This window comes from Nonomuraea maheshkhaliensis, assembly GCF_039529435.1.
GTDB classification, from domain to species: domain Bacteria; phylum Actinomycetota; class Actinomycetes; order Streptosporangiales; family Streptosporangiaceae; genus Nonomuraea; species Nonomuraea maheshkhaliensis.
Genome location: NZ_BAAAMU010000026.1, coordinates 1 through 18,950 on the forward strand (window position 1 = coordinate 1; position 18,950 = coordinate 18,950).

20 protein-coding genes and 1 pseudogene are annotated in these 18,950 nt (G+C 72.4%); 10 read left to right on the forward strand and 11 right to left on the reverse strand.

Annotation, left to right across the window (positions count from 1 at the left end; genetic code table 11):
• The 6 genes from ABFX54_RS19405 to ABFX54_RS19430 form a co-directional block, all read right to left on the reverse strand.
• Nucleotides 1-766: ADP-ribosylglycohydrolase family protein (locus tag ABFX54_RS19405; RefSeq protein ID WP_346106655.1), on the reverse strand; the 766-nt coding region annotated here is incomplete at its 3' end.
• Complete coding sequence (locus ABFX54_RS19410; protein WP_346106657.1) at nucleotides 766-1,770, reverse strand: carbohydrate kinase family protein; 1,005 nt, start codon at nucleotides 1,768-1,770, stop codon at nucleotides 766-768. The genes ABFX54_RS19410 and ABFX54_RS19405, both read right to left, overlap by 1 nt.
• A complete protein-coding gene (locus ABFX54_RS19415; RefSeq protein ID WP_346106659.1) occupies nucleotides 1,767-2,750 on the reverse strand; it encodes an ABC transporter permease in 984 nt (327 codons plus the stop codon). Before ABFX54_RS19415 ends, ABFX54_RS19410 begins: the two co-directional genes overlap by 4 nt.
• Entirely contained in the window at nucleotides 2,747-3,739 is a 993-nt protein-coding gene (locus ABFX54_RS19420; protein ID WP_346106661.1) for an ABC transporter permease, read from the reverse strand. The genes ABFX54_RS19415 and ABFX54_RS19420 overlap by 4 nt, the downstream gene beginning before the upstream one ends.
• Nucleotides 3,736-5,232, reverse strand: coding sequence for a sugar ABC transporter ATP-binding protein (locus tag ABFX54_RS19425; protein ID WP_346106663.1), 1,497 nt, complete (start codon nucleotides 5,230-5,232; stop codon nucleotides 3,736-3,738). Before ABFX54_RS19425 ends, ABFX54_RS19420 begins: the two co-directional genes overlap by 4 nt.
• Before the next feature lie 7 nt (nucleotides 5,233-5,239).
• A complete protein-coding gene (locus ABFX54_RS19430) occupies nucleotides 5,240-6,274 on the reverse strand; it encodes an autoinducer 2 ABC transporter substrate-binding protein (protein WP_346106665.1) in 1,035 nt (344 codons plus the stop codon).
• A gap of 198 nt (nucleotides 6,275-6,472) precedes the next feature.
• Between ABFX54_RS19430 and ABFX54_RS19435 the strand changes: the two genes are divergently transcribed.
• From ABFX54_RS19435 to ABFX54_RS19470, 8 genes and pseudogenes are all read left to right on the forward strand, one after another.
• Entirely contained in the window at nucleotides 6,473-7,186 is a 714-nt protein-coding gene (locus ABFX54_RS19435; protein WP_346106667.1) for a GntR family transcriptional regulator, read from the forward strand.
• Between the two features lie 51 nt (nucleotides 7,187-7,237).
• On the forward strand, nucleotides 7,238-8,179 hold the full coding sequence (locus tag ABFX54_RS19440) for an ornithine cyclodeaminase family protein (RefSeq protein ID WP_346106669.1): 942 nt from the start codon (nucleotides 7,238-7,240) through the stop codon (nucleotides 8,177-8,179).
• A gap of 39 nt (nucleotides 8,180-8,218) precedes the next feature.
• Nucleotides 8,219-8,761, forward strand: a complete 543-nt coding sequence (locus ABFX54_RS19445; protein ID WP_346106671.1) for a LysR family transcriptional regulator — start codon at nucleotides 8,219-8,221, stop codon at nucleotides 8,759-8,761.
• Nucleotides 8,662-9,081 (forward strand): annotated as a pseudogene (locus ABFX54_RS19450) (AMP-binding enzyme); the annotation flags it as partial. The gene ABFX54_RS19445 and the pseudogene ABFX54_RS19450, both read left to right, overlap by 100 nt.
• 96 nt (nucleotides 9,082-9,177) lie before the next feature.
• Entirely contained in the window at nucleotides 9,178-9,801 is a 624-nt protein-coding gene (locus ABFX54_RS19455; protein ID WP_346106673.1) for a DedA family protein, read from the forward strand.
• A 14-nt stretch (nucleotides 9,802-9,815) separates the two neighbouring features.
• Complete coding sequence (locus tag ABFX54_RS19460; RefSeq protein ID WP_346106674.1) at nucleotides 9,816-10,577, forward strand: MOSC domain-containing protein; 762 nt, start codon at nucleotides 9,816-9,818, stop codon at nucleotides 10,575-10,577.
• Complete coding sequence (locus ABFX54_RS19465; protein ID WP_346106676.1) at nucleotides 10,561-11,517, forward strand: PDR/VanB family oxidoreductase; 957 nt, start codon at nucleotides 10,561-10,563, stop codon at nucleotides 11,515-11,517. The genes ABFX54_RS19460 and ABFX54_RS19465 overlap by 17 nt, the downstream gene beginning before the upstream one ends.
• Nucleotides 11,514-12,434, forward strand: coding sequence for an acetamidase/formamidase family protein (locus ABFX54_RS19470; protein WP_346106678.1), 921 nt, complete (start codon nucleotides 11,514-11,516; stop codon nucleotides 12,432-12,434). Before ABFX54_RS19465 ends, ABFX54_RS19470 begins: the two co-directional genes overlap by 4 nt.
• 64 nt (nucleotides 12,435-12,498) lie before the next feature.
• On the opposite strand, the gene ABFX54_RS19475 is transcribed toward ABFX54_RS19470, so the two are convergent.
• The 5 genes from ABFX54_RS19475 to ABFX54_RS19495 are packed head-to-tail and all read right to left on the reverse strand — an operon-like array spanning nucleotide 12,499 to nucleotide 17,218.
• Nucleotides 12,499-13,572, reverse strand: a complete 1,074-nt coding sequence (locus tag ABFX54_RS19475) for an adenosine deaminase family protein (RefSeq protein WP_346106679.1) — start codon at nucleotides 13,570-13,572, stop codon at nucleotides 12,499-12,501.
• A complete protein-coding gene (locus tag ABFX54_RS19480; protein WP_346106680.1) occupies nucleotides 13,569-14,621 on the reverse strand; it encodes an ABC transporter substrate-binding protein in 1,053 nt (350 codons plus the stop codon). Before ABFX54_RS19480 ends, ABFX54_RS19475 begins: the two co-directional genes overlap by 4 nt.
• Nucleotides 14,622-14,664: 43 nt before the next feature.
• Entirely contained in the window at nucleotides 14,665-15,642 is a 978-nt protein-coding gene (locus ABFX54_RS19485) for an ABC transporter ATP-binding protein (RefSeq protein ID WP_346106682.1), read from the reverse strand.
• Complete coding sequence (locus ABFX54_RS19490; RefSeq protein ID WP_346106683.1) at nucleotides 15,639-16,430, reverse strand: ABC transporter permease; 792 nt, start codon at nucleotides 16,428-16,430, stop codon at nucleotides 15,639-15,641. Before ABFX54_RS19490 ends, ABFX54_RS19485 begins: the two co-directional genes overlap by 4 nt.
• Entirely contained in the window at nucleotides 16,427-17,218 is a 792-nt protein-coding gene (locus ABFX54_RS19495; RefSeq protein WP_346106685.1) for an ABC transporter permease, read from the reverse strand. Before ABFX54_RS19495 ends, ABFX54_RS19490 begins: the two co-directional genes overlap by 4 nt.
• Nucleotides 17,219-17,384: 166 nt before the next feature.
• On the opposite strand from ABFX54_RS19495, the gene ABFX54_RS19500 reads away from it, so the two are divergent.
• Entirely contained in the window at nucleotides 17,385-18,338 is a 954-nt protein-coding gene (locus ABFX54_RS19500; protein WP_346106687.1) for a LacI family DNA-binding transcriptional regulator, read from the forward strand.
• A 159-nt stretch (nucleotides 18,339-18,497) separates the two neighbouring features.
• A complete protein-coding gene (locus ABFX54_RS19505; protein ID WP_346106689.1) occupies nucleotides 18,498-18,929 on the forward strand; it encodes a (2Fe-2S)-binding protein in 432 nt (143 codons plus the stop codon).
• Nucleotides 18,930-18,950: the final 21 nt, after the last annotated feature.

Genomic DNA, 18,950 nt, shown 5'->3' on the forward strand with positions numbered 1-18,950 from the left:
CGATGACGGCGGCGATCCGTTCGATGGCGTCGTCCAGGTCGCGCGACTGCACGGCCAGCGTGACCGCGAGGTCGATCCGCTCGGACACCGACGGCCCCGGGACGTGCCGGCCCTGCTCGGAGCCCAGCCGCTCGCCGAGCTCCGCGCCGTGCCGGGCGGCCCGGACGACCTGGAACAGGTCGGCGCCGTCCACGCACGCCGCGGCGGTGGCGGCGGCGGTGGCCGCGGCCCCGGCGACACCGATGTTCGTGTGGTGGCTGGGCACGCACGTCAGGTGCGCGGCACGCACGGCGCCCTCGATGTCGCCGGGGTGCACCAGACCGGCGGGGGCGACCCGCATGGCGCCGCCGTTGCTGGCGCCCTCGCTCATGATGCGGCCCGACCGGCCGACCTCCCAGGGGTTCTCGCCGGCCTTGAGCCGCTCGATCGCCCGGCGCGTGGTGGGACCGGCGAAGTGGGGGAAATAGTCGGGGTTGCCGGACCAGCCGATGAGCAGGTCGGCCATGACCTCGGGCGTGACCTCCCCGTCGTGCGCGATGAACGCCTCGGCCAGCAGCAGCATCTGGCTGGAGTCGTCGGTGATCTGGGCCGGCCCGCGCCCGACCGCGTACGGCGCGTCGGGCAGCGGCGCGTGGAAGCTCTCCACCCGGTGCCCGAACAGCCGCCGGATCTCCGGGATGGAGCGTTCCTCGGTGGGGGCACCGAGGGCGTCGGCGATGCAGGCGGCGGCCAGGCTGCCGTGGATGCGGTCCAGAAGAGTGATCATCAGAATCCTTGCAGTGGAGGAGCGGCGTCGAGGGTGACGTTCCGCACGAGGGAGTCGATGCCGGTCCCGGCATCGAGATAGGCGCGTGAGCCGAGATGGCCGACGCAGAGCGACGGGCCGGCGACCCCGGCGCGCAGGCTGTCGGCGAGGGACCGGCCGCGGATCCAGGACCCGGTGAACGCCCCGGCCAGCGTGTCGCCCGCGCCGGTGGTGTCCACGACCTCGACCCGCGGGCCGCGCGCCGACCAGCTCTGCCCGGGGGCGAAGCAGAGGGCGCCGTCACGTCCCCTGGTCACCACGACGGCGCCGGCGCCGGCCGCGAGCAGCAGCGCGGCGCAGCGCTCGGGGTCGCCGTCGGCCAGCTCGTCGGCGGCGCGCTGGTTGCAGAAGACGAGGTCGCTGAGCCGGGCCAGCTCCCGCACCTGGTCGAGCCGGCCGGCGACCGCGTCGGGCTCCAGGTCCACGGCCACCTTCGCGCCGCCCGCCCTGGCCCGCCCGGCCAGGCCGATGGCCCAGTCGAGGTCGTCGGCCAGCGGCGCGACCAGCCGCGCCGTGCGCAGCAGCTCGTCGGAGATCTGGCCGACCTCCGGGATCTTCACCTCGGTCACCGCGCCGACGAGGGACTTCTCGCCGGTGGGGTCGAGCTGGATCACGCAGAACCAGGTGTGCCCGCCGGGTACGCGGACGCTGGGGGAGACGTCCACGCCCTGGGCCGCGAGCCGGTCGAGGGCCTGGCGGCCGAGGTCGTCCGCGCCCACCGCCGTGGCCAGCGCCGCGCGGGCCCCGGCGAAGCTCGCGGCGGCGGCCAGGTTGGCGCTCATGCCGCCGCCGTGCACGCCGGCCAGCCGGCCGATCGCCTTGTCGTCGGCCACCGCGATGTGCGGCACGTGCACGAAGTAGTCGACACTGGCGTCACCGACGGCCAGGACGTCCACGGGCCGGTCATCCACGGCCCGGTCGTCCGAGGGCCGGTCGTCCGAGGGCCGGTCGTTGTGGGGTGTCATCCGGCGGCCTTCCTGCCGATCAGGTTGTTCAGCAGGGCCGCGCCGACGAGGACCAGACCGAGGATGCCGGTCTGCACCGAGTTGCCGACCTGCGCCAGCTGCAGCCCCCACGACAGGACGACCACGACGGCGAGCGCCAGCAGGACCCCGCTGAGATGCCCCCGCCCGCCGAAGATGTCGATGCCGCCGAGCACCGCGATGGTGATCGCCTGCAGCTCCATCCCGGTGCCCGCGCTGGGCCTGGCGGTGAGCAGCCACGCGTTGGTCACCACGGCGCCGAGCGCGGCCAGTGCGCCCGACAGCACGTAGAGCCGGAACCGCAGCCGCTGCACGTCGATCCCGGCCAGCCCCGCGGCCCGGTCGCTGGTGCCGGCCTGGTGCAGGCGGCGGCCGAACGCCGTGCGGTTCTGCGCCCAGATGGCCACGGCGTACATCGGCGCCAGGACCAGGAGCACCTGGGTGGGGACGCCGAGGATCGCGCTCTGCCCCAGCGCGGGGAAGCCGCCCCCGTCGAACCCGCCGAGCTGGCCGCCGCCGGTCAGCACCTGCGCGAGGGCCCCGTACAGGAAGAGCGTGCTCAGCGTGACGATGAGCGGCGGCAGGCCGAGCCGGGCGATCATGAAGCCGTTCACCGAGCCGAGCAGGCCGCCGCCGGCGACGGTGACGAGCGCGGCCAGCCACGGGCTGAGCCCGAGGTCCTGCGCGAGCAGGCCCATGACGATGCCCGACAGGCTCAGCACCGACCCCACGGACAGGTCGATGCCGCCCCTGCCGCCCAGGATGACGAACGCCTGGCCGAGGGCCAGCAGCCCGATGACCGCGCCGTACTGCGTCATCGCCAGGAGGTTGCTCACCTGGAGGAAGTACGGCGACAGCACGCTCATCAGGGCGCCGAGCGCGACGACGAGCACCGCGAGGAACGTCCGGCGGTCGCTCAGCCGGTCGCGCAGCGAGCGCCTGGCCACGGCTGTCGTTGTCATTTCCGCGCTCCGATCCGCTTGTCGAGGGTGCGTCTGGTCAGGACGTCGAAGGCCACCGCGAGGGCGACGGCCAGGCCGACCAGCACCCCGTTCCACAGCGGGGGCACGCCCATGAGGACGACCCCGTTCTGCAGCAGCGCGATGAAGACCAGGCCGCCGAGGGTGCGCAGCACGCCGCCCTCGCCGCCCAGGATGCTGGTGCCGCCGACGACCACGGCGGCGATGGCGGGCAGGGTCAGCTCCTGCCCGGCGGTGGCCTGCACCACGCCGACCCGGCCCACGTAGATCAGGGCCGCGATGCCGACGAGGGCTCCCACCAGCACGTACGCCGCGAACGAGGTACGGCCGACGGGCACGCCCAGCAGCCGCGCGCCCTCGGCGTCGTTGCCGATGGCGAACAACCGCCGGCCGAACACGCGATGACGCAGGACGTACGCGAAGATCCCGAACACCACCAGGACGACCACGCCGACCAGGGGCACGCCGCCCGCCCGCGCGGGCCCGAGCACCGGCACGACGGGCCCGGCGAACACGTCGGTGCTGTTCCACAGGACGAACAGCACGGTCTTGAAGACGGCGGCGGTGCCCAGCGTGGCGATGATGGGGGAGATCCGCCCGCCGACGATCAGCCCGGCGTTGACCGCGCCGAGCAGCCCGCCGAGCAGCACCGAGGCGAGCACCACGAGCAGCGGCGGCAGGCCGGCCACGAACAGCGAGGCGCCGACCCAGGCGACCACGCCCAGCATCGGGCCGACCGACACGTCGATCCCGGCCAGCAGCACGACCAGCGTCATCCCGGCCGCCAGCAGGGCCAGGTCGGCCGAGTTGATCACCACGTTGGCGAGGTTGGAGGCGGACAGGAAGTCGGGGGCGGCCAGGCCGAAGAAGATCACCTCGGCCACGAGGAGGATCGGCAGCAGGGCGTCGCGCAGCAGGGTCAGCCCGCGCGCCGACGGCGCCGTCGCGGGGGACAGGGCGGTGGTGCTCACCGGCTCACCCCCATCGTGGCGCGCAGCACGGCGTCCTCGGTCAGCTCGTCGCCGTGCAGCTCGGCGGCCATCCGGCCCTCGCGCATGACGTAGACGCGGTCGGACACGGCCAGCAGCTCCGGCAGGTCGCTGGAGATGACCAGCACCGCCGTGCCCTCGCGGGCGACCTCCACCAGCCGCTGCTGGATGTCGGTCTTGGTGGCCACGTCGATGCCGCGGGTCGGCTCGTCCAGGATGAGGATCGCCGGGCCGGTGACGAGCTGCCGGGCGAAGAGCACCTTCTGCTGGTGCCCGCCGGACAGGCCGGTGACGGGGAAGTCGAGCGTCGGGGCCTTGATCCGCAGCGAGCGCACCCACGTGGAGGCGAGCTCGCGCTCCTTGGCCCGCCGGATGACGCCGAAGCGCCCCAGCAGGGCGGGCAGCAGGACGGCCGTCAGGTTGCTCATCGTGTCCATTCCGGGGAAGAGCCCCAGCGTCTTCCTGTCCTCGGGCAGGTAGGCGATCCCGCGCGCCATGGCGTCGCGCGGGCTCTTCGGCGCGTACGGCTCGCCCCGCACCCGCATCGACCCGGCGGTGGGGTGCAGCATGCCGAAGACGGTCAGGGCCAGCTCCGTACGCCCGGCGCCGACCAGGCCGTACAAGCCGACGACCTCGCTCTCGCGCACGGTCAGCCCGACGCCGGACAGCGAGCCCGGCACCGTGATCCCGTCGGCCTCCAGCACCACGGGTCCCGGGTCGGCGACCGTCCGGCTGATCGTGGCGTTGACCGGGCGGCCGGACATCATCTCCAGGATCCGGTCGTGGTCGGCCGCCCCGGCGGGCAGGTCGCCGGCCAGGCGGCCGTCCTTCAGCACGAGGAACCGGTCCGCGACGTGCTCCAGCTCCTCGAAGCGGTGGGTGATGTAGAGGATGGCCACGCCCGCCTCCGACAGGCGCTGGACCACGCGGAAGAGCCGGCGGGCCTCGGCGTCGGTCAGGATCGAGGTGGGCTCGTCCAGGATCAGCACCTTGGCGTCCACGTCCACGGCCCTGGTGATCAGGGCGAGCTGCTGCTCGGCCAGGCTGAGCGAGTCCATCCGCCGGCTCAGCAGCTCCACGGGCAGGCCGAGCCGCCCGAACAGCTCCACGCCGCGCCTGCGCATCTCGCCCCAGTCGACCTGGGTCAGGCGGTCGCGCGGCTCGCGGCCGACGAAGAGGTTCTCCAGCACCGACAGGCGCGGGAAGAACGACGGCTCCTGGTAGACGACGCTGACCCCGGCGGCCAGCGCGTCGCCGGGCGAAGCGGGCCGGTGCGGCTCGCCGTCGAGCGTCATCTCGCCGGCGTCCGGCCGGTGCACGCCGGCGATCAGCTTGATCAGGGTGGACTTGCCGGCGCCGTTCTCGCCGAGCAGGGCCAGCCGCTCACCGGCCGCCAGCGTGAAGCCGACGTCGGTGAGCGCGGCGGTGGCTCCGAAGCTCTTGGAGAGCCCGGTCACCGAGAGGATCGTGCGCACGTCGCTCCTAGTAGTCGAACTGCGCGATGTTCGACTTGGTGAAGACCATCGGGGGGCCCAGCACCAGGGTCTTGTCGCCGGCGTCGTACTTCACCGGCTGCTTGAGCCCCGGCACGGTGTTGTCCGCGGTGAACTCCTTGCCGTCAAGGAGCTGCTTCATCGCCCAGACGGTCAGGATGCCGAGCTGCGGCACGTCCCACAGGACCGTGGAGGTCATCGCGCCCGAGTCGACGTACGTGCGCGCGGTCTTCGGCGAGCCGAAACCGGAGACGGCGATCTGCCCGGCCTTGCCGGCGTTCTGGACGGCCTGCGCCACGCCGGGCACGGCCGTCGAGGGCACCGCGATGAGCCCCTTGAGGTCGGGGTTGGCGGTCATGAGGTCCTGTGCCTCCTTGAGCGCCTGCGCGGTGTCGGTGGTGTAGCGCACCCCGCCCACGAGCTGCATCTTCGGGTACGCCGCCTCCTGCCGCTTGCGCGCCTCGGCCACCCAGCTGTTGAACGTCTGCGTGTCGGCCGCGCCGGAGACGATGCCGTACTTGCCCTGGCCGCCCATCTTCTCGGCGATCTGGTCCATGACGGTCGCGCCGAGCGCGGCGTCGGTGGCCTGCTGCACGAAGACCTGGCGCTCGCTGTCGGGCGCGTCGGCGTCGGAGGTGATGACCACGATGCCCTTCTTGCGCGCCGCCGCGATGGCGGGGTTCATGGAGCGCGGGTCGAGCGGGGAGACCGCGATGGCGGCGTAGCCCTGCTGGACCAGGCTGTTGAAGATGCGGACCTGCTCGGTCGCGTCCGCCGTGGCCGGGCCGGCCTGGGTGTACGACATGCCGAGCGAGCTCGCCGTCTCCGTGGCGCCCTGCTTGAAGGCGGAGAAGTAGGGGACTCCCTCCACCTGGGAGACGAAGGCGACCTTCTTGCCTCCATCACCACTGCCACCGCCGCCGTCCGGCGCGGCGCTCGGACTGGCCGAACCGCCCACCGTCGAGCAGGCCGCCAGCGCGAACGCCGACAGGGTGGCCACGATCCCGGCTCTGATCTTTCGCATATCGCATCCTCACGAGACGACTGACTGGTCACGAAGGCGCGCCCCGTGCCGCCTGTGGGCCCCAGGCTAGAAATCAGTACCTAACAATGTCAAGAGTTGTAGGTACTAATCTGATTTCTGTTGGTATAAGTTGTGTTGGTCGACTGTTACTGATACTTCGGTCTGCGCCGGCTTTGTGTGAGCGAGGGAGATGCCCGGATGACCAAGCGCCACGCGCACGAGATCGTCGCCGATTCTCTGCGCACGCAGATCCTGGACGGCCGGTACAAACCAGGCGAGCGGCTGCCGTCGGAGGAGGCGCTCACCGACGAGTACGGCGTCAGCAGGAACACCGTCAGAGTGGCGCTCGACCGCCTGGCCGCGGCCAACCTCATCACCCGGCGCCGCGGCTCCGGCAGCTACGTCAACGTGGAGATCGGCATCAGCCACTCGCTCGGCAGCCTGCGCAGCTTCACCACGCTGCTGCGTGACCTGGGGCTTGAGCCGGGCATCACCGGGGTCGAGATCCGCCGTGACCCCGCCCCGCCGCTGGAGATCCTCGGGTTCCTCCCCTCCGAGGCCGTGTGGCTGGTCCGCAGGGTGCGCACGGGGTCCGGCTCCCCGTTCGCGCTGCTCGACTCCTGGCTGCCCGACCGGATCGGCTCCCGCATCGACCCCGAGGTGCTGGCGGAGCGCCAGTCGCTGTACGCCTCCCTCGCCGAGGACCTCGACACCCGGGTCGCCGAGGCCACCGAGAGCATCCACGCCGAGGCCGCCGACGAGCGGGAGGCGGGCGTGCTCGGCGTCCCGGTCGGCAGTCCGCTCATCGTCATCAGGCGGTGGACGTACGACCGGGCGGGGCGGCCGGTGGAGTACACCCGCTCGGCGGCCCGCGGCGACCGCTACCGTTACGTGGTCAAACTGCGCGCCTGACCTGCGACGGCGGTGATTCCCTCATGGACCGCGCCTGTCATCATGGCCGCCATGACCAGAATCCTCACCCGTGGCGACCTGCTCACCCTGCTCGATCCTGACGCCTGTCTCGCGGCCCTGCGCGACGGTTTCGTCCAAGACGGTGCCGCGGGGTTTCCCGGGCAGAGGATCCGGGCGGAGCTGCCGTTCCCCGGTACGGCCACCGCGCTGATCCCCGGGCTGCTGCCCGGGACCGACGCGTACACGGTGAAGGTCAACGCCAAGTTCCCGGCGGCCCGCCCGGCGCTGCGTGGCGTCATCTGCCTGCACGACGGCCGGGACGGCGAGCTCCTGGCGCTGCTCGACAGCGCGACCATCACAGCGTGGCGCACGGGCCTGGCCGCAGCCCTCGGCACCGACGCCCTGGCCGCCCGGCGGAGCGATGTCGTGGGTGTGGTCGGTGCGGGGGCCCAGGCGGACCTGGTGGTGACCGGACTGCGGCTGCTGCGTCCCGTCAGCGATCTGATCATCCACGACATGTCCCCGGAGCGGGCCGCCGCCTTCCGCGACCGGCACGGCGGCCGGCTCGCGGGCTCGGCGGCCGAGGTCGCCGCCCACGCCTCCATCGTGGTGCTCGCCACCTGGTCCCGTACGCCGCTGCTGACCCCCTCCGACATCCGCCCCGGCCGGCACCTGACCACACTCGGCGTGGACGAACCGGGCAAGCAGGAGCTGGCGCCCTCCGTTCTGCGGGCCGCCGACGTACTCGCCGTAGATGATCGGCCGCTCGCCGCCGCCATGGGCGTCCTCGCCGCGGCGGACCTGCCGCCGGAGGCGGCGCACGCCACCCTCGGCGAGATCCTGCGCGACGACCACCCGGGCCGCACCGACCCCGGCCAGGTCACGGTGTACGGTCCGGTGGGCCTGCCCTGGCAGGACCTCGCCCTCAGCCGGCTGGCCTACCGCGAGGCCGAACGGCGCGACCTCGGCCTCACGGTCGACCTCCTGGGCTGAGCCCTGCCCCGCCACAGGAGGAGAATCACCGGCACGCCCGTGGACCTGAACCTGCTCACCGTGCTCGACGCCCTGCTCGAAGAGGGCAGCGTGATGGGGGCGGCCGAGCGGCTGGGATTGTCGTCGCCCGCGCTCAGCCGTACCCTCGGCCGGCTGCGCAAGGTCACCGGCGACGACATTCTCGTCCGTACCGGCCACACGATGACCCCCACCCCGTACGCGCTGGCGATCAGGGAAGACGTGCACCGGCTGGTCGGGCAGGCGCACGACGTGCTCGCGCCGGCCCGCCGCCTGGATCTGGCCACGCTGGAACGCACGTTCACGATCCGGTGCCACGACGCGCTCGCCGCCACGCTCGTGCCCGCGCTGGTCGCCAGGATCCAGGAGCGGGCCCTCGCCGTACGGCTCCGGGCCTGGGCGAGCACTCCGCCGACACCGACGACCTGCGGCACGGGCGCGTCGACCTGGAACTCGGCGGCGCCCGCGACGCCGACGGCTACATCACCTACATGGGCCGCACCGACGACGTGTTCAAGGCGAGCGACTACAAGGTCAGCCCGTTCGAGCTCGAATCGGTGCTGATCGAGCATCCGGCGGTCGCCGAGGCCGCTGTCGTGCCCGCGCCGGACCCGGTCCGGCCGGCCGTGCCGAAGGCGTACGTCGCGCTGGCGCCCGGTCACGAGCCGACGCGGGAGACGGCGCTGTCGATCCTGCGGTACGCCCGTGAGCACCTCGCCCCGTACCAGCGGGTCCGGCGGATCGAGTTCTACGACCTGCCCAAGACCATCTCCGGCAAGATCCGGCGCGTCGAGCTCAGGAACCGGGAGCGGGAGCTGGCCGACGGCGCAGGGGCGAGCGCCGAATGGCGCGACGACCAGCTCCCCGGCCTCACCTCACCCTGACGCACCGGCACGATCCGCCGGTGCGACGCACCCCAGCTTCCGGAGGGACTCCCCGTGACGATCCATCCGCACCCCCGACGACGACAGGCGGCACCCGTGATCGACTGGCTGGAGCTCGCCGAATCGCTCATCACCTCACCCTGGCTGTACGCGGTGCTCATCGCCGTGTCCTGCCTCGACTCCTTCCTCCCGCTGATCCCGAGCGAGGCCGTCGTGGTCGTCGCCGGCGTCTACGCCGCCACCGGCGAGACCGACCTCCTGCTCGTCATCGCCGCCACGACGCTCGGCGCGTTCCTCGGCGACATGGTGCCGTACGTCGTCGGCCGGCTGCTCGGGCCGCGCGTGCTCAAACGGCTGCCGCCCGGCACCAAGCGGCGGCGGGCGCACGACTGGTTCACCCGGCAGCTCGACGCCCGTGGCGGCTTCGTCCTGGTGACCACCCGGTTCATCCCGGTCGGGCGCTATCTGGCCACCTTGTCCACGGGAATCGTCGGTTATCCGCTGGGCGCGTACATGGCCTTCGTCGGGTTCGCCACCGCCACCTGGAGCGCCTACACCGTGCTCACCGGCTATCTCGGCGGCGTCATCCTCCAGGACAACACGCTGCTCGCCATCGCCGTCGGGCTCGCGCTCGCGTTCCTGGTCACCGGCGTCATCGAGGCCCTCCGTCATCTGCGCCGGCGCGGCGGTGCCGTCGCGCCGGAGACGACCACCGAATGAGGAGCCGGGGCCGGGTGCGCGAGCTGTTCGTCTACCCGGTGAAGGGGCTCAGCGCGCAGCCGCTGGAGCGCGCCGAGCTGCGGCCGGGCGAAGGGTTTCCGTACGACCGCACGTACGCGCTCGCCCGGCCGGACGGCGCGTACCGGCCGGGCACCCGGGAAGGGCTGTCGAAGCGGGAGTTCTTCGCCCTGGTCTCGGACCACCGCCTGGCCGGGCTCGGCACGCACCTCGACACCGCGACGGACGTCCTCACCGCCCGCGTCGCCGGCCACGAGGTGCTCAGGGCCGACCTGCGCACCGAGCGGGGGCGCGACGGCGCGGAGCGCTTCTTCGCCCGCGTCCTCGACCTGCCTGCCGGGGTGACGCCGCTGCTCGCGCGGGAGCCGGGCCGGCGCTTCACCGACGCGGCCGCGGCCGGGGACGGGCCGATGGGCTGGATCTCGCTGGTCAACCTGGGCTCGGTGCGCGACCTGGAGTCACGTACGGGCAGCGTGAGCGATCCGCGCAGGTTCCGGGCCAACGTCCTCGGGGACGGCCTGCCGGCCTGGTCCGAGCTGGAGCTGATCGGCCGGGAGTTCGATCTCGGCGGCGTGCGCGTCCGAGCCGTGCACCGGACCAGGCGCTGCGCCGCGACCGAGGTCGATCCGGACACCGGCCGCCGCGACCTGCCGGTGGTCACCATGATCGACAGGACGTACGGGCACCAGCTCATGGGCGTGCACCTGGAGGTCCGCACCGCCGGACGCGTGGAGCGGGACAGTGCGCTCGTCCTCTGAGCTGCGCCTGCGGGTCTGCGAGGCGACCGACCTCACGCCGACCGTGCGCCGGTTCGTCCTGCGGGACCCGGACGGAGGCGTGCTGCCGGCGTACGAGCCGGGCGCGCACGTCGTGGTGACCACTCCGGCCGGGCACCGACGCGGCTACAGCCTGGTCGAACCGGGCGGCCCCCGGCCCAGGGAGTACGTCGTGTGCGTGCGCCGCGACGACGCCGGCCGGGGCGGTTCCGCGAGCATGCACCGCGACGTGGCGGTGCGGACCGAGCTCGTGGTGTCCCCGCCGGCCAACGGGTTCCCCCTCGAACCCTCGCCCCGCTACCTGTTCATCGCCGGCGGCATCGGCATCACGCCGATCAGGGCGATGCTGCGCCGGCTGCGGGTCGGTGGCCGCACCGGCGTACGGCTGCTGTACCTGACGCGGTCGGCGGCGGAGACCCCGTTCCTGCACGAGTTCCGCGGCCCCGAGGACACCGTGCACCACAGCGACGGCCACAGGCCGCTCGACCTCTGGCCCCACCTCGCCGTACCGGACGACGACGTGCGCGTCTACTGCTGCGGGCCCGCTCCGCTCATGCGGGCGGTGCGGACGCTGACCGCGCACTGGCGGGCGAGCCGGATCCACATGGAGGAGTTCACGGCCGCCGGCGCCGGGATGTCCCTGCCGTTCACCGCGGTCTGGGTTCCCGACGGGCGCCGGGTGCACGTGCCCGCGCACCTGTCGCTGCTGGCCGCGCTGCGCCGTGACGGCGTCCGCGTCGAATCGTCTTGCGAGGCGGGCAGCTGCGGGACGTGCCGGCTCACGGTCCTCGACGGCGAGGTGGATCACCGTGACGCGGTGTCCAGCGCGGAAGAGCGGCTTGGGACCATGATGGCCTGTGTGTCGCGGGCCGCGTCGCCGGAGATCGTCGTCGGCCCCCACGAGAACGAGGAGCCGGCTTGACCATTCACGAACTGCATCCCGGGTCGGGAACCACGATCGACGTGTTCGACCGCGACACGCCGCCCGCGCTCAGCGTGGACCCGGGTGACACCGTCGTCGTCGGCTCGCTCGACGCCTCGGGCCACCTCGAACGCCAGCGCACGCCGGGGGAGCGGCGGCCGACCATGTTCACGGACCGGCGCGGCCACTGCCTCACCGGTCCTGTCGAGGTGCGCGGCGCCGCGCCGGGCGACGTGCTGGCCGTCCGCATCGGCTCGGTCACGCCAGGGGAGTGGGGCTGGACCATCGCGGGCGCCAAGGACAACGCGCTGAACCGGGCGCTCGGGCTCACCGGGGAGCCGTCCTGGCTGCTGTGGGAGATCGACGCCGACGCCGGGACCGCCACCAGCGACCGCGGCCACACCGTACGGACCGCGCCGTTCCTCGGGGTCATCGGCCTGCCGCCCGCCGAGCCAGGCCCGCACTCCACGATCCCGCCGCGCGCGGCCGGCGGCGGCAACATCGACTGCCGCGAGCTGACCGCGGGGGCGACGTTGTTCCTGCCGGTCACCGTGCCCGGCGCGCTGCTGCACCTCGGCGACGGGCACGCCGCGCAGGGCGACGGCGAGGTGTGCGGCACCGCGATCGAGTGCCCGATGACGACGGAGGTGACACTCGACGTCGTCACCGCCCCTCCCGTGCCCGGCCCGCACGCGGTCACGCCCGGCGGGCGCGTCACGTTCGGGTTCGACGCCGACCTCAACGCGGCGACGGTGGAGGCGCTCGCCGCGATGCTCACCTGGATGCAGCACCTGTACGACCTGGACAGGGGCACCGCCACGGCCCTGGCCAGCACGGTCGTGGACCTGCGCGTCACTCAGGTGGCGAACGAGACGTGGGGCGTGCACGCCGTCCTGCCCCACGACGCGATCACCTGATCTGAGAGAAAGCACCGGAGGCCCCCGCGCCGGCCGCCCCCACGTCGGCCGGCGCGGGGGCGGGTCACTCCGAGGCGGCCAGCTCGCGTTCGAAGCGCTCGCGCAGCGCGGCCTTCTCCGGCTCGGGCAGCCAGCACGCCTCCACCCCGGCCAGCGCCATCGCCCGCAACCGATCCTCGGGCACGGCCAGCTCGTCGGCCAGGATCCGGTACTCCTGCGCCAGCGACGTCGGGAACATCCCGGGATCGTCGGAGGCCGGGATGACGTTCAGCCCGGCCGCGAGCATCGCCGCGATCGACGCCCGCCGCCACGGCCGCCACGAGCGCCGCGAGGTGGTCGAGATGACGGTGAACGGCACCTGCTCATCCCTCAGCCTGGCCACGACCTCGTCGTCCTCCAGGACGAAGTAGCCGTGGTCGATCCGGTCGCAGCCGAGCACGTCCAGGCAGGTGATCGTGTTGACGGCGACCGGCGCGTGCTCGGAGGAGTGCGCGGTACGGCGCAGCCCGGCCGCCCCGGCCAGCCGGAAGGCGGCCTCGAACCGCTCGGGAGGACCGGCCGTCTCCAGGTTGTCCAGCCCGATGCCGGCCACGTAGTCGTGCGGATGGTCCACGACCGTGCGCACCCAGGAGAGCGCCTCCTCGCCCGTCCTGCTCCGGTCGACGGCCGCGATGAGCCGGCCCGACATGCCGAAGTCGCGCTCGGCCATCCTGATGCCCTCGGCGTACGCCTCGACCACCGTCGCGTAGCCGAGCTTCTCCTGATGCTCGGTCAGCGCGTCGAACGACACCTCCAGGTGCCGGGTCGCACTCGTCCTGTGCGCGTCCTCGAACGCCTCGTACGTGATCCTGGTCAGGTCGTCGGCGTCGCGCAGCACCTGCAGCACCCACGCCGACACCTGGAACAGCGAGTACGACACCTCCGGCTCGTCCGCGCTCCTGCCCTGCGGCACCGGGATCCTGGTGTCCAGGTAGAGCGCCGGGTCCGGCGGCAGCGAGTTCACGTCCGCGTAGATCCGCTCCGGCGGGGCGGGCAGGTCGAGCCGCTCCCGCCTGGCCAGCTCGGCGAAGGTCGAGGCGCGCACGGTGCCGATGAGGTGACAGTGCAGATCGACCTTGGGCATCAGGTCGAGCCTCACTTGCCGGCCACCTCCCGGGTGAAGCGGTCCACCCATGTGGCGCGGGTGTCGACGAGCTGCGCGGGGTCGAGGGTCTTGAACCCGGCGGCCACCGGGTCCTTGGCCGCCTCGCCGGTCACCTTGGCGATCTCGGGCGGGATCTCCGCCTTCGGGTTCGTGGGCAGGTCGCCGACGGTCTTCGCCATCGCGCTCTGCGCCTCGGCCGACAGCATGTAGTCGATCAGCTTCGCCGCGCCCTCGGGGTTGCGCGCGCCCTTGGGGATCATCGCCCGGTTCGTGGCCATGTAGCGGCCCTTGGCGGGCGCCGTCCAGGCGATCGGCTCGCCGGAGGAGACGAGCTTGGTGGCGAAGCCGCTCAGCGCGTCGGCGGCGACGATCTCGCCCTGGGTGAGCAGGTTCGTGACCTCGGTGGAGGAGGTGTAGAACTGCAGCACGTTCGGGGCCCAGCCGGCCAGCGTGCGCAGCGAGGTGTCGATGTCGTACGGGCCCTTGCCGTACGCCTCTCCGACCCCGGAGATCATCAGCTGCCCGGCGGTCACCGAGATGTCGGGCAGCGCCACCTTGCCCTTGTGCGCGGCGTCCGCGAACAGGTTCCAGCCGGCGGCCTGCTTCTGGTCGAGCTGCTCGGTGTTGTAGATGATCCCGTTGAGCTGGTGGGTGTAGGCCGGCCCCTCGTAGCCGCCCTCGGTCGCGAACGGCGCCAGCTCCTTGATGTTGGGCACGTCGACCTTCTGGAACAGGCCGTCCTTCTGCCCGAGCGCGGCGAAGTAGTCGGAGATCAGCACCACGTCCGCTTCCGGCTCGCCCTTGGCCAGCTTCAGCTTCGACAGCCGGTCGGCGTTGGACCCGGTGTCCAGCTCGACCTTGATCCCGGTCTGCTTGGTGAACGGGGTGATGACCGCCTGCTCGAACTCCTTCACCCCGAAGGGGAAGGTGCTGACGACGACGGTGTTCGCCTCCGCCTGCTGCTCGCCGGAGTTCGAGCCGGAGCATCCGGCCGCGGCGAGCACCATCAGGGCGGCGGCCAGTACGGCGCGGCGCGTGGGCATGGGATTCCTTCTTTCGGCGGGGTTCAGCGAGGTTCGGCGGGGTTCAGCGAGGGAGCGGGATCAGATGGTCGTCCGGCGTGATCACCGTGACGCTCGACCCGGGGGCGGGAGCAGCGCCGCCGCGCACGTCGGCGAGCAGCCTGACCGTCGCCCCCGACGGATCGACGACGTCGAGCGACACCAGCAGGTCGACGCCGCGGAAGGCCACGTCGGCCACCGTCGCGGCGAGGCCGGGCCCCCGCTCGGCGATGCGCAGGTGCTCGGGCCGGATGGTCAGCGGAGTGCCGTCCGCCGCGGTGAGGAAGTTCTCGTAACCGAGGAACTCGGCCACGAAGCGGTCGGCCGGGCGCGGGAAGACCTGCTGAGGGGCGCCCTGCTGGACGATCCTGCCCTCGTTCATGATGACCATCTCGTCGGACATCTCCAGCGCCTCGTCCTGGTCATGGGTGACGAGGATGACGGTCAGTTCAGTCTCGGCCTGGATGCGCCTGATCTCGGTCCGCATCTGGACCCGCAGGCGGGCGTCGAGGTTGGACAGCGGCTCGTCGAGCAGCAGCAGCCGGGGCCGGATCGCGATGGCCCTGGCCAGCGCCACCCGCTGCTGCTGCCCGCCGGACAGCTTCTTCGGCTTGCGGCCGGCCAGGTGCGCGAGCCCGACGAGTTCGAGCGTCTCCATGACCCGCGCCCGCCGCTCCGCGGCCGGCACCTTGCGCAGCCTCAGCCCGTACCCGACGTTGTCGGCCACCGTCATGTGCGGGAACAGCGCGTACGACTGGAAGACCATCCCGAGATCGCGCTTCTCCGGCGGCGTGCGGGTGCTGTCGATCCCGTCGATGCGGATCGTCCCCGACGTCGGCGCCGAGTAGCCCGCGATCATCCTGAGCGTGGTGGTCTTGCCGCAGCCGCTCGGCCCCAGCAGCGTCGTCAGCTTGCCCGGCGGGACGGCGAGATCGACGGCGTCCACGGCGGTGAAGGAGCCGAACCTCTGCGTGACCCCGATCAACTCGGCGGCGGCGGTCATTTGCTGATCCCTCCGAAGATCTTGGCGAATCCGACCGTGCGCTCGGCGATCACGGCGATGACCACGGTCGCGGCCAGGATGAGGGTGGACGCGGCGGCGACCATCGGGTCGTAGGACTGCTGCACGTAGTCGAGCATCGTCACCGGCAGCGTCCGGAAGTCGCGTCCCTGCAGCAGCAGCGACAGCGGCACGTTGTTGAACGACGTGACCACGCTGAGCAGCCCGGCGGAGAAGATCCCCGGCCGCAGGACGGGCAGCGTCACGTTGAGGAACGCGCGCAGCGGCGAGGCGCCGAGCCCCCTGGCGGCCTCCTCCAGCGCGGGATCGGCCAGCGCGAGCGAGGCGCCGGTGACGCGTACCGCGTACGGCAGCATCAGCGCCGTGTGCCCGACCAGCAGGGCGGTGAAGTTGTCCAGGTCCAGGCCGACCATGAGCTGCTGGAACAGCGCGAGGCCGACGACCAGCTCGGGGACGATGAGCGGTGACAGGAACAGCCCCTCCACCAGCCCCTTGCCCGGGATCCTGCCCCGGTGGATGGCCAGCGTGGCGGGCACGCCGATCAGCAGCGCGAGCGCGGCGGCGAGCACGGCCAGCTGCACGCTGGAGATCGTGGCCTCGACGAACGGCTCGTAGGCGAACGCCTCGCCGAACCAGCGCAGCGAGAACCCGTCGGGCGGGAACCGCAGCGTGCTGCCGGAGGTGAAGGCGGTGGCGACCACGAACACGATCGGCACGATCATGATGACGTAACCGACGACCGCCAGCGCCGCCGTGATCGGCCGCTTCACGAGGTGGCCCCCTTCCGCCCGATCAGCGAGGACAGCCCGGAGACCAGGAAGACCAGGACCGTCATGATGAGCGCCGTCGCCGAGGCCGACGCCCAGTCCACGGTCGTGGTCGCATACGAGTACAGCTGCGTGGACAGCATGCGCTGGCTCGACCCGCCGAGCAGGTACGGCGTGGTGTAGGCGGTGACGGAGCCGGCGAAGACGAGGGTCGCGGCCACCACGATGCCCGGCATGGTGAGCGGGATGACGATGCTCCACATCGTCCGCATCCGGCTCCCGCCGAGCCCGCGCGAGGCGTCGTCCAGGCCCGGATCGACCTGGGCCACGGCCGAGTAGCAGGAGATGATCGCCAGCGGCAGGAACAGCTGGGTGAGGCCGAGGATGATCGCCGGCTTGGTGTAGAGGAGCTGCGGCGCCACGTCCACGACGCCGAGCTGCACGAGCAGCCGCCCGAGCGCCCCCTTCGAGCCGAGGATCACGAGCCAGCCGAACGTGCGCACCACGTTGCTCAGCATCAGTGGGAAGATCGCCACTGCCAGCAGGACGCCGCTCCAGCGCGACGGCGAACGGGCCAGCCAGTAGGCGATGGGAAAGCCGAGGACGACGCAGATGACCGTGACCGCCAGGGCGAGCCCGACCGTGCGCCCGATCACCTCCAGGTCGTACGGATCCGTGAGCATCTCGCCCAGGCGCGTGAAGATCTCGCCGGTCGGCACGTCCGGCGGCGCGAAGAGCATCGCGGCCGAGGGGATGAGGAAGCCCACGACGAGCAGGACGAGACCGGGCACCAGGAGAAGGGCCGATGAGCGTGAGATGTCGGCGTCCTTTCTGGCATGGCGTACGGTAGGGCGGAACCGGTTGCGGAACCGGTTCCAGGAGCCTGACCATAGATTATGGGGGGCCTCGCGCACAAACCCCTGTGTGAAATCCAGGTAACGACTCAAGGGAGCATCAGTGCCCACACTCGCGGACGTCGCCGCGCTGGCCGGGGTTTCCAAGGCGACGGCCTCCCGCGCCCTGGGCCGGCCCGACCTGGCCGCCCCCGAGACGGTGGCCCGCGTCCGCGCCGCCGCCGAGCAGCTCGGATTCGTCCCCAACCGGGCCGCCACCCAGCTGGCCCGGGGCAAGACCGGGGTGGTCGCCGTCGTGGTGCCGACGCTCGACAACACCTTCTTCAACCCGATCATCGGCGGCGCCCAGGCCCGCGCGGCCGACTCGGGCGTGCAGCTGACCATCGCGGTGCACTCCCTGGAGCACCCGGCCCAGCTCGCCGCGGTCGAACACCTCGCGCACCAGGTCGACGGCTTCCTGTTCACCGCGCCCCGGGGGTCGGACGAGATCGTCCGCGCCGCCGCGTCGTACAAGCCGAGCGTGCTCATCGACCGCGAGATCGACGGCATGACCTCGGCCGTCGCCGACACCGCCACCGCCTTCGGCGCGCTCGTCACCTGGTTCACCGGCAAGGGCCACGAGCGCATCGTCTACATCGGCGGCCCGGCGGGCTCCTGGCAGGACCGCCAGCGCCAGGCCGCCATCCGCGCCGCGGCCGAGCCGAGCGGCGCGACGCTGACCATGCTCGGCCCCTGCCCCTCGACGTTCGCCGCCGGCGTGGAGGCCGCCGGCGCCGTGGTGGCCGCCCGCGCCACCGCCGTCGTCCCCTACGCCACCTCGATCGGCCTCGGCCTCATGTTCGCCCTGCTCAACCGGGGCATCCGCGACGTGGTGGTCAGCTCGGAACGCATGGTCGTCGAGAGCCTCGGCCTGCACGACGTGCCCTCGATCGACGTGGACGGCGAACGGCTCGGCGAGGTCGCCATGGACCAGCTCATGGACCTGCTCGGCGAACGCAGGGAACCCACCCCCGTCAGACGCCGGCTCACCGTCCCGATCGAGTCGGCCTCCGGCTAGGGCGCGTCGGCACGGTCGCGGGGTGCAGCATGGGCACCAGGAACTGCCGGGCGACGGCGGCGAGCTGGGCGTGGCCGGGAACGAGGCGGAGATCCGGACCATCATCTCGGCCACGAGGTCGGTGTCGAGGCCGGCGGAGACGTGGCCCGCCCGTTGCTCGTGGCGGAGCTGGCCGGCCACGAACTGGCGCACGGTGGCGGGAGTGCGGCCCCCGTCGGCGAGGTCGAGCCAGGCCCGCTGCACGGGATGCAGGCCCGCGGCGGCCGTGGCCGCGGGTCCTTCGATGGTCGTCACCTCGTCCGTCGGCCGCAGCTCCCGCACGGGGATCGCACAGGGGTTGATCGCCTTGCCGTTGAGGTGGCTGGTGCACGCCTTGCAGACGTTGATGCCGCAGCCGTACTTCGGGCCGTTGATCCCGAGAATGTCGCGCAGCACGGCCAGATCATGGCCGCCGTGGCGCTGGTCCGCCGCGTCGCCCAGGAGGGCCGCGAGATCACCGACGCCGATCTCGACAGGTTGCGGAACATCTGCCGCTGCGGTACGTACTTCCGCATCCGCGGGGCGATCAGAGCGGGCGCGGCGATGGATTGACCACGGCGGGCACCCGCGCCG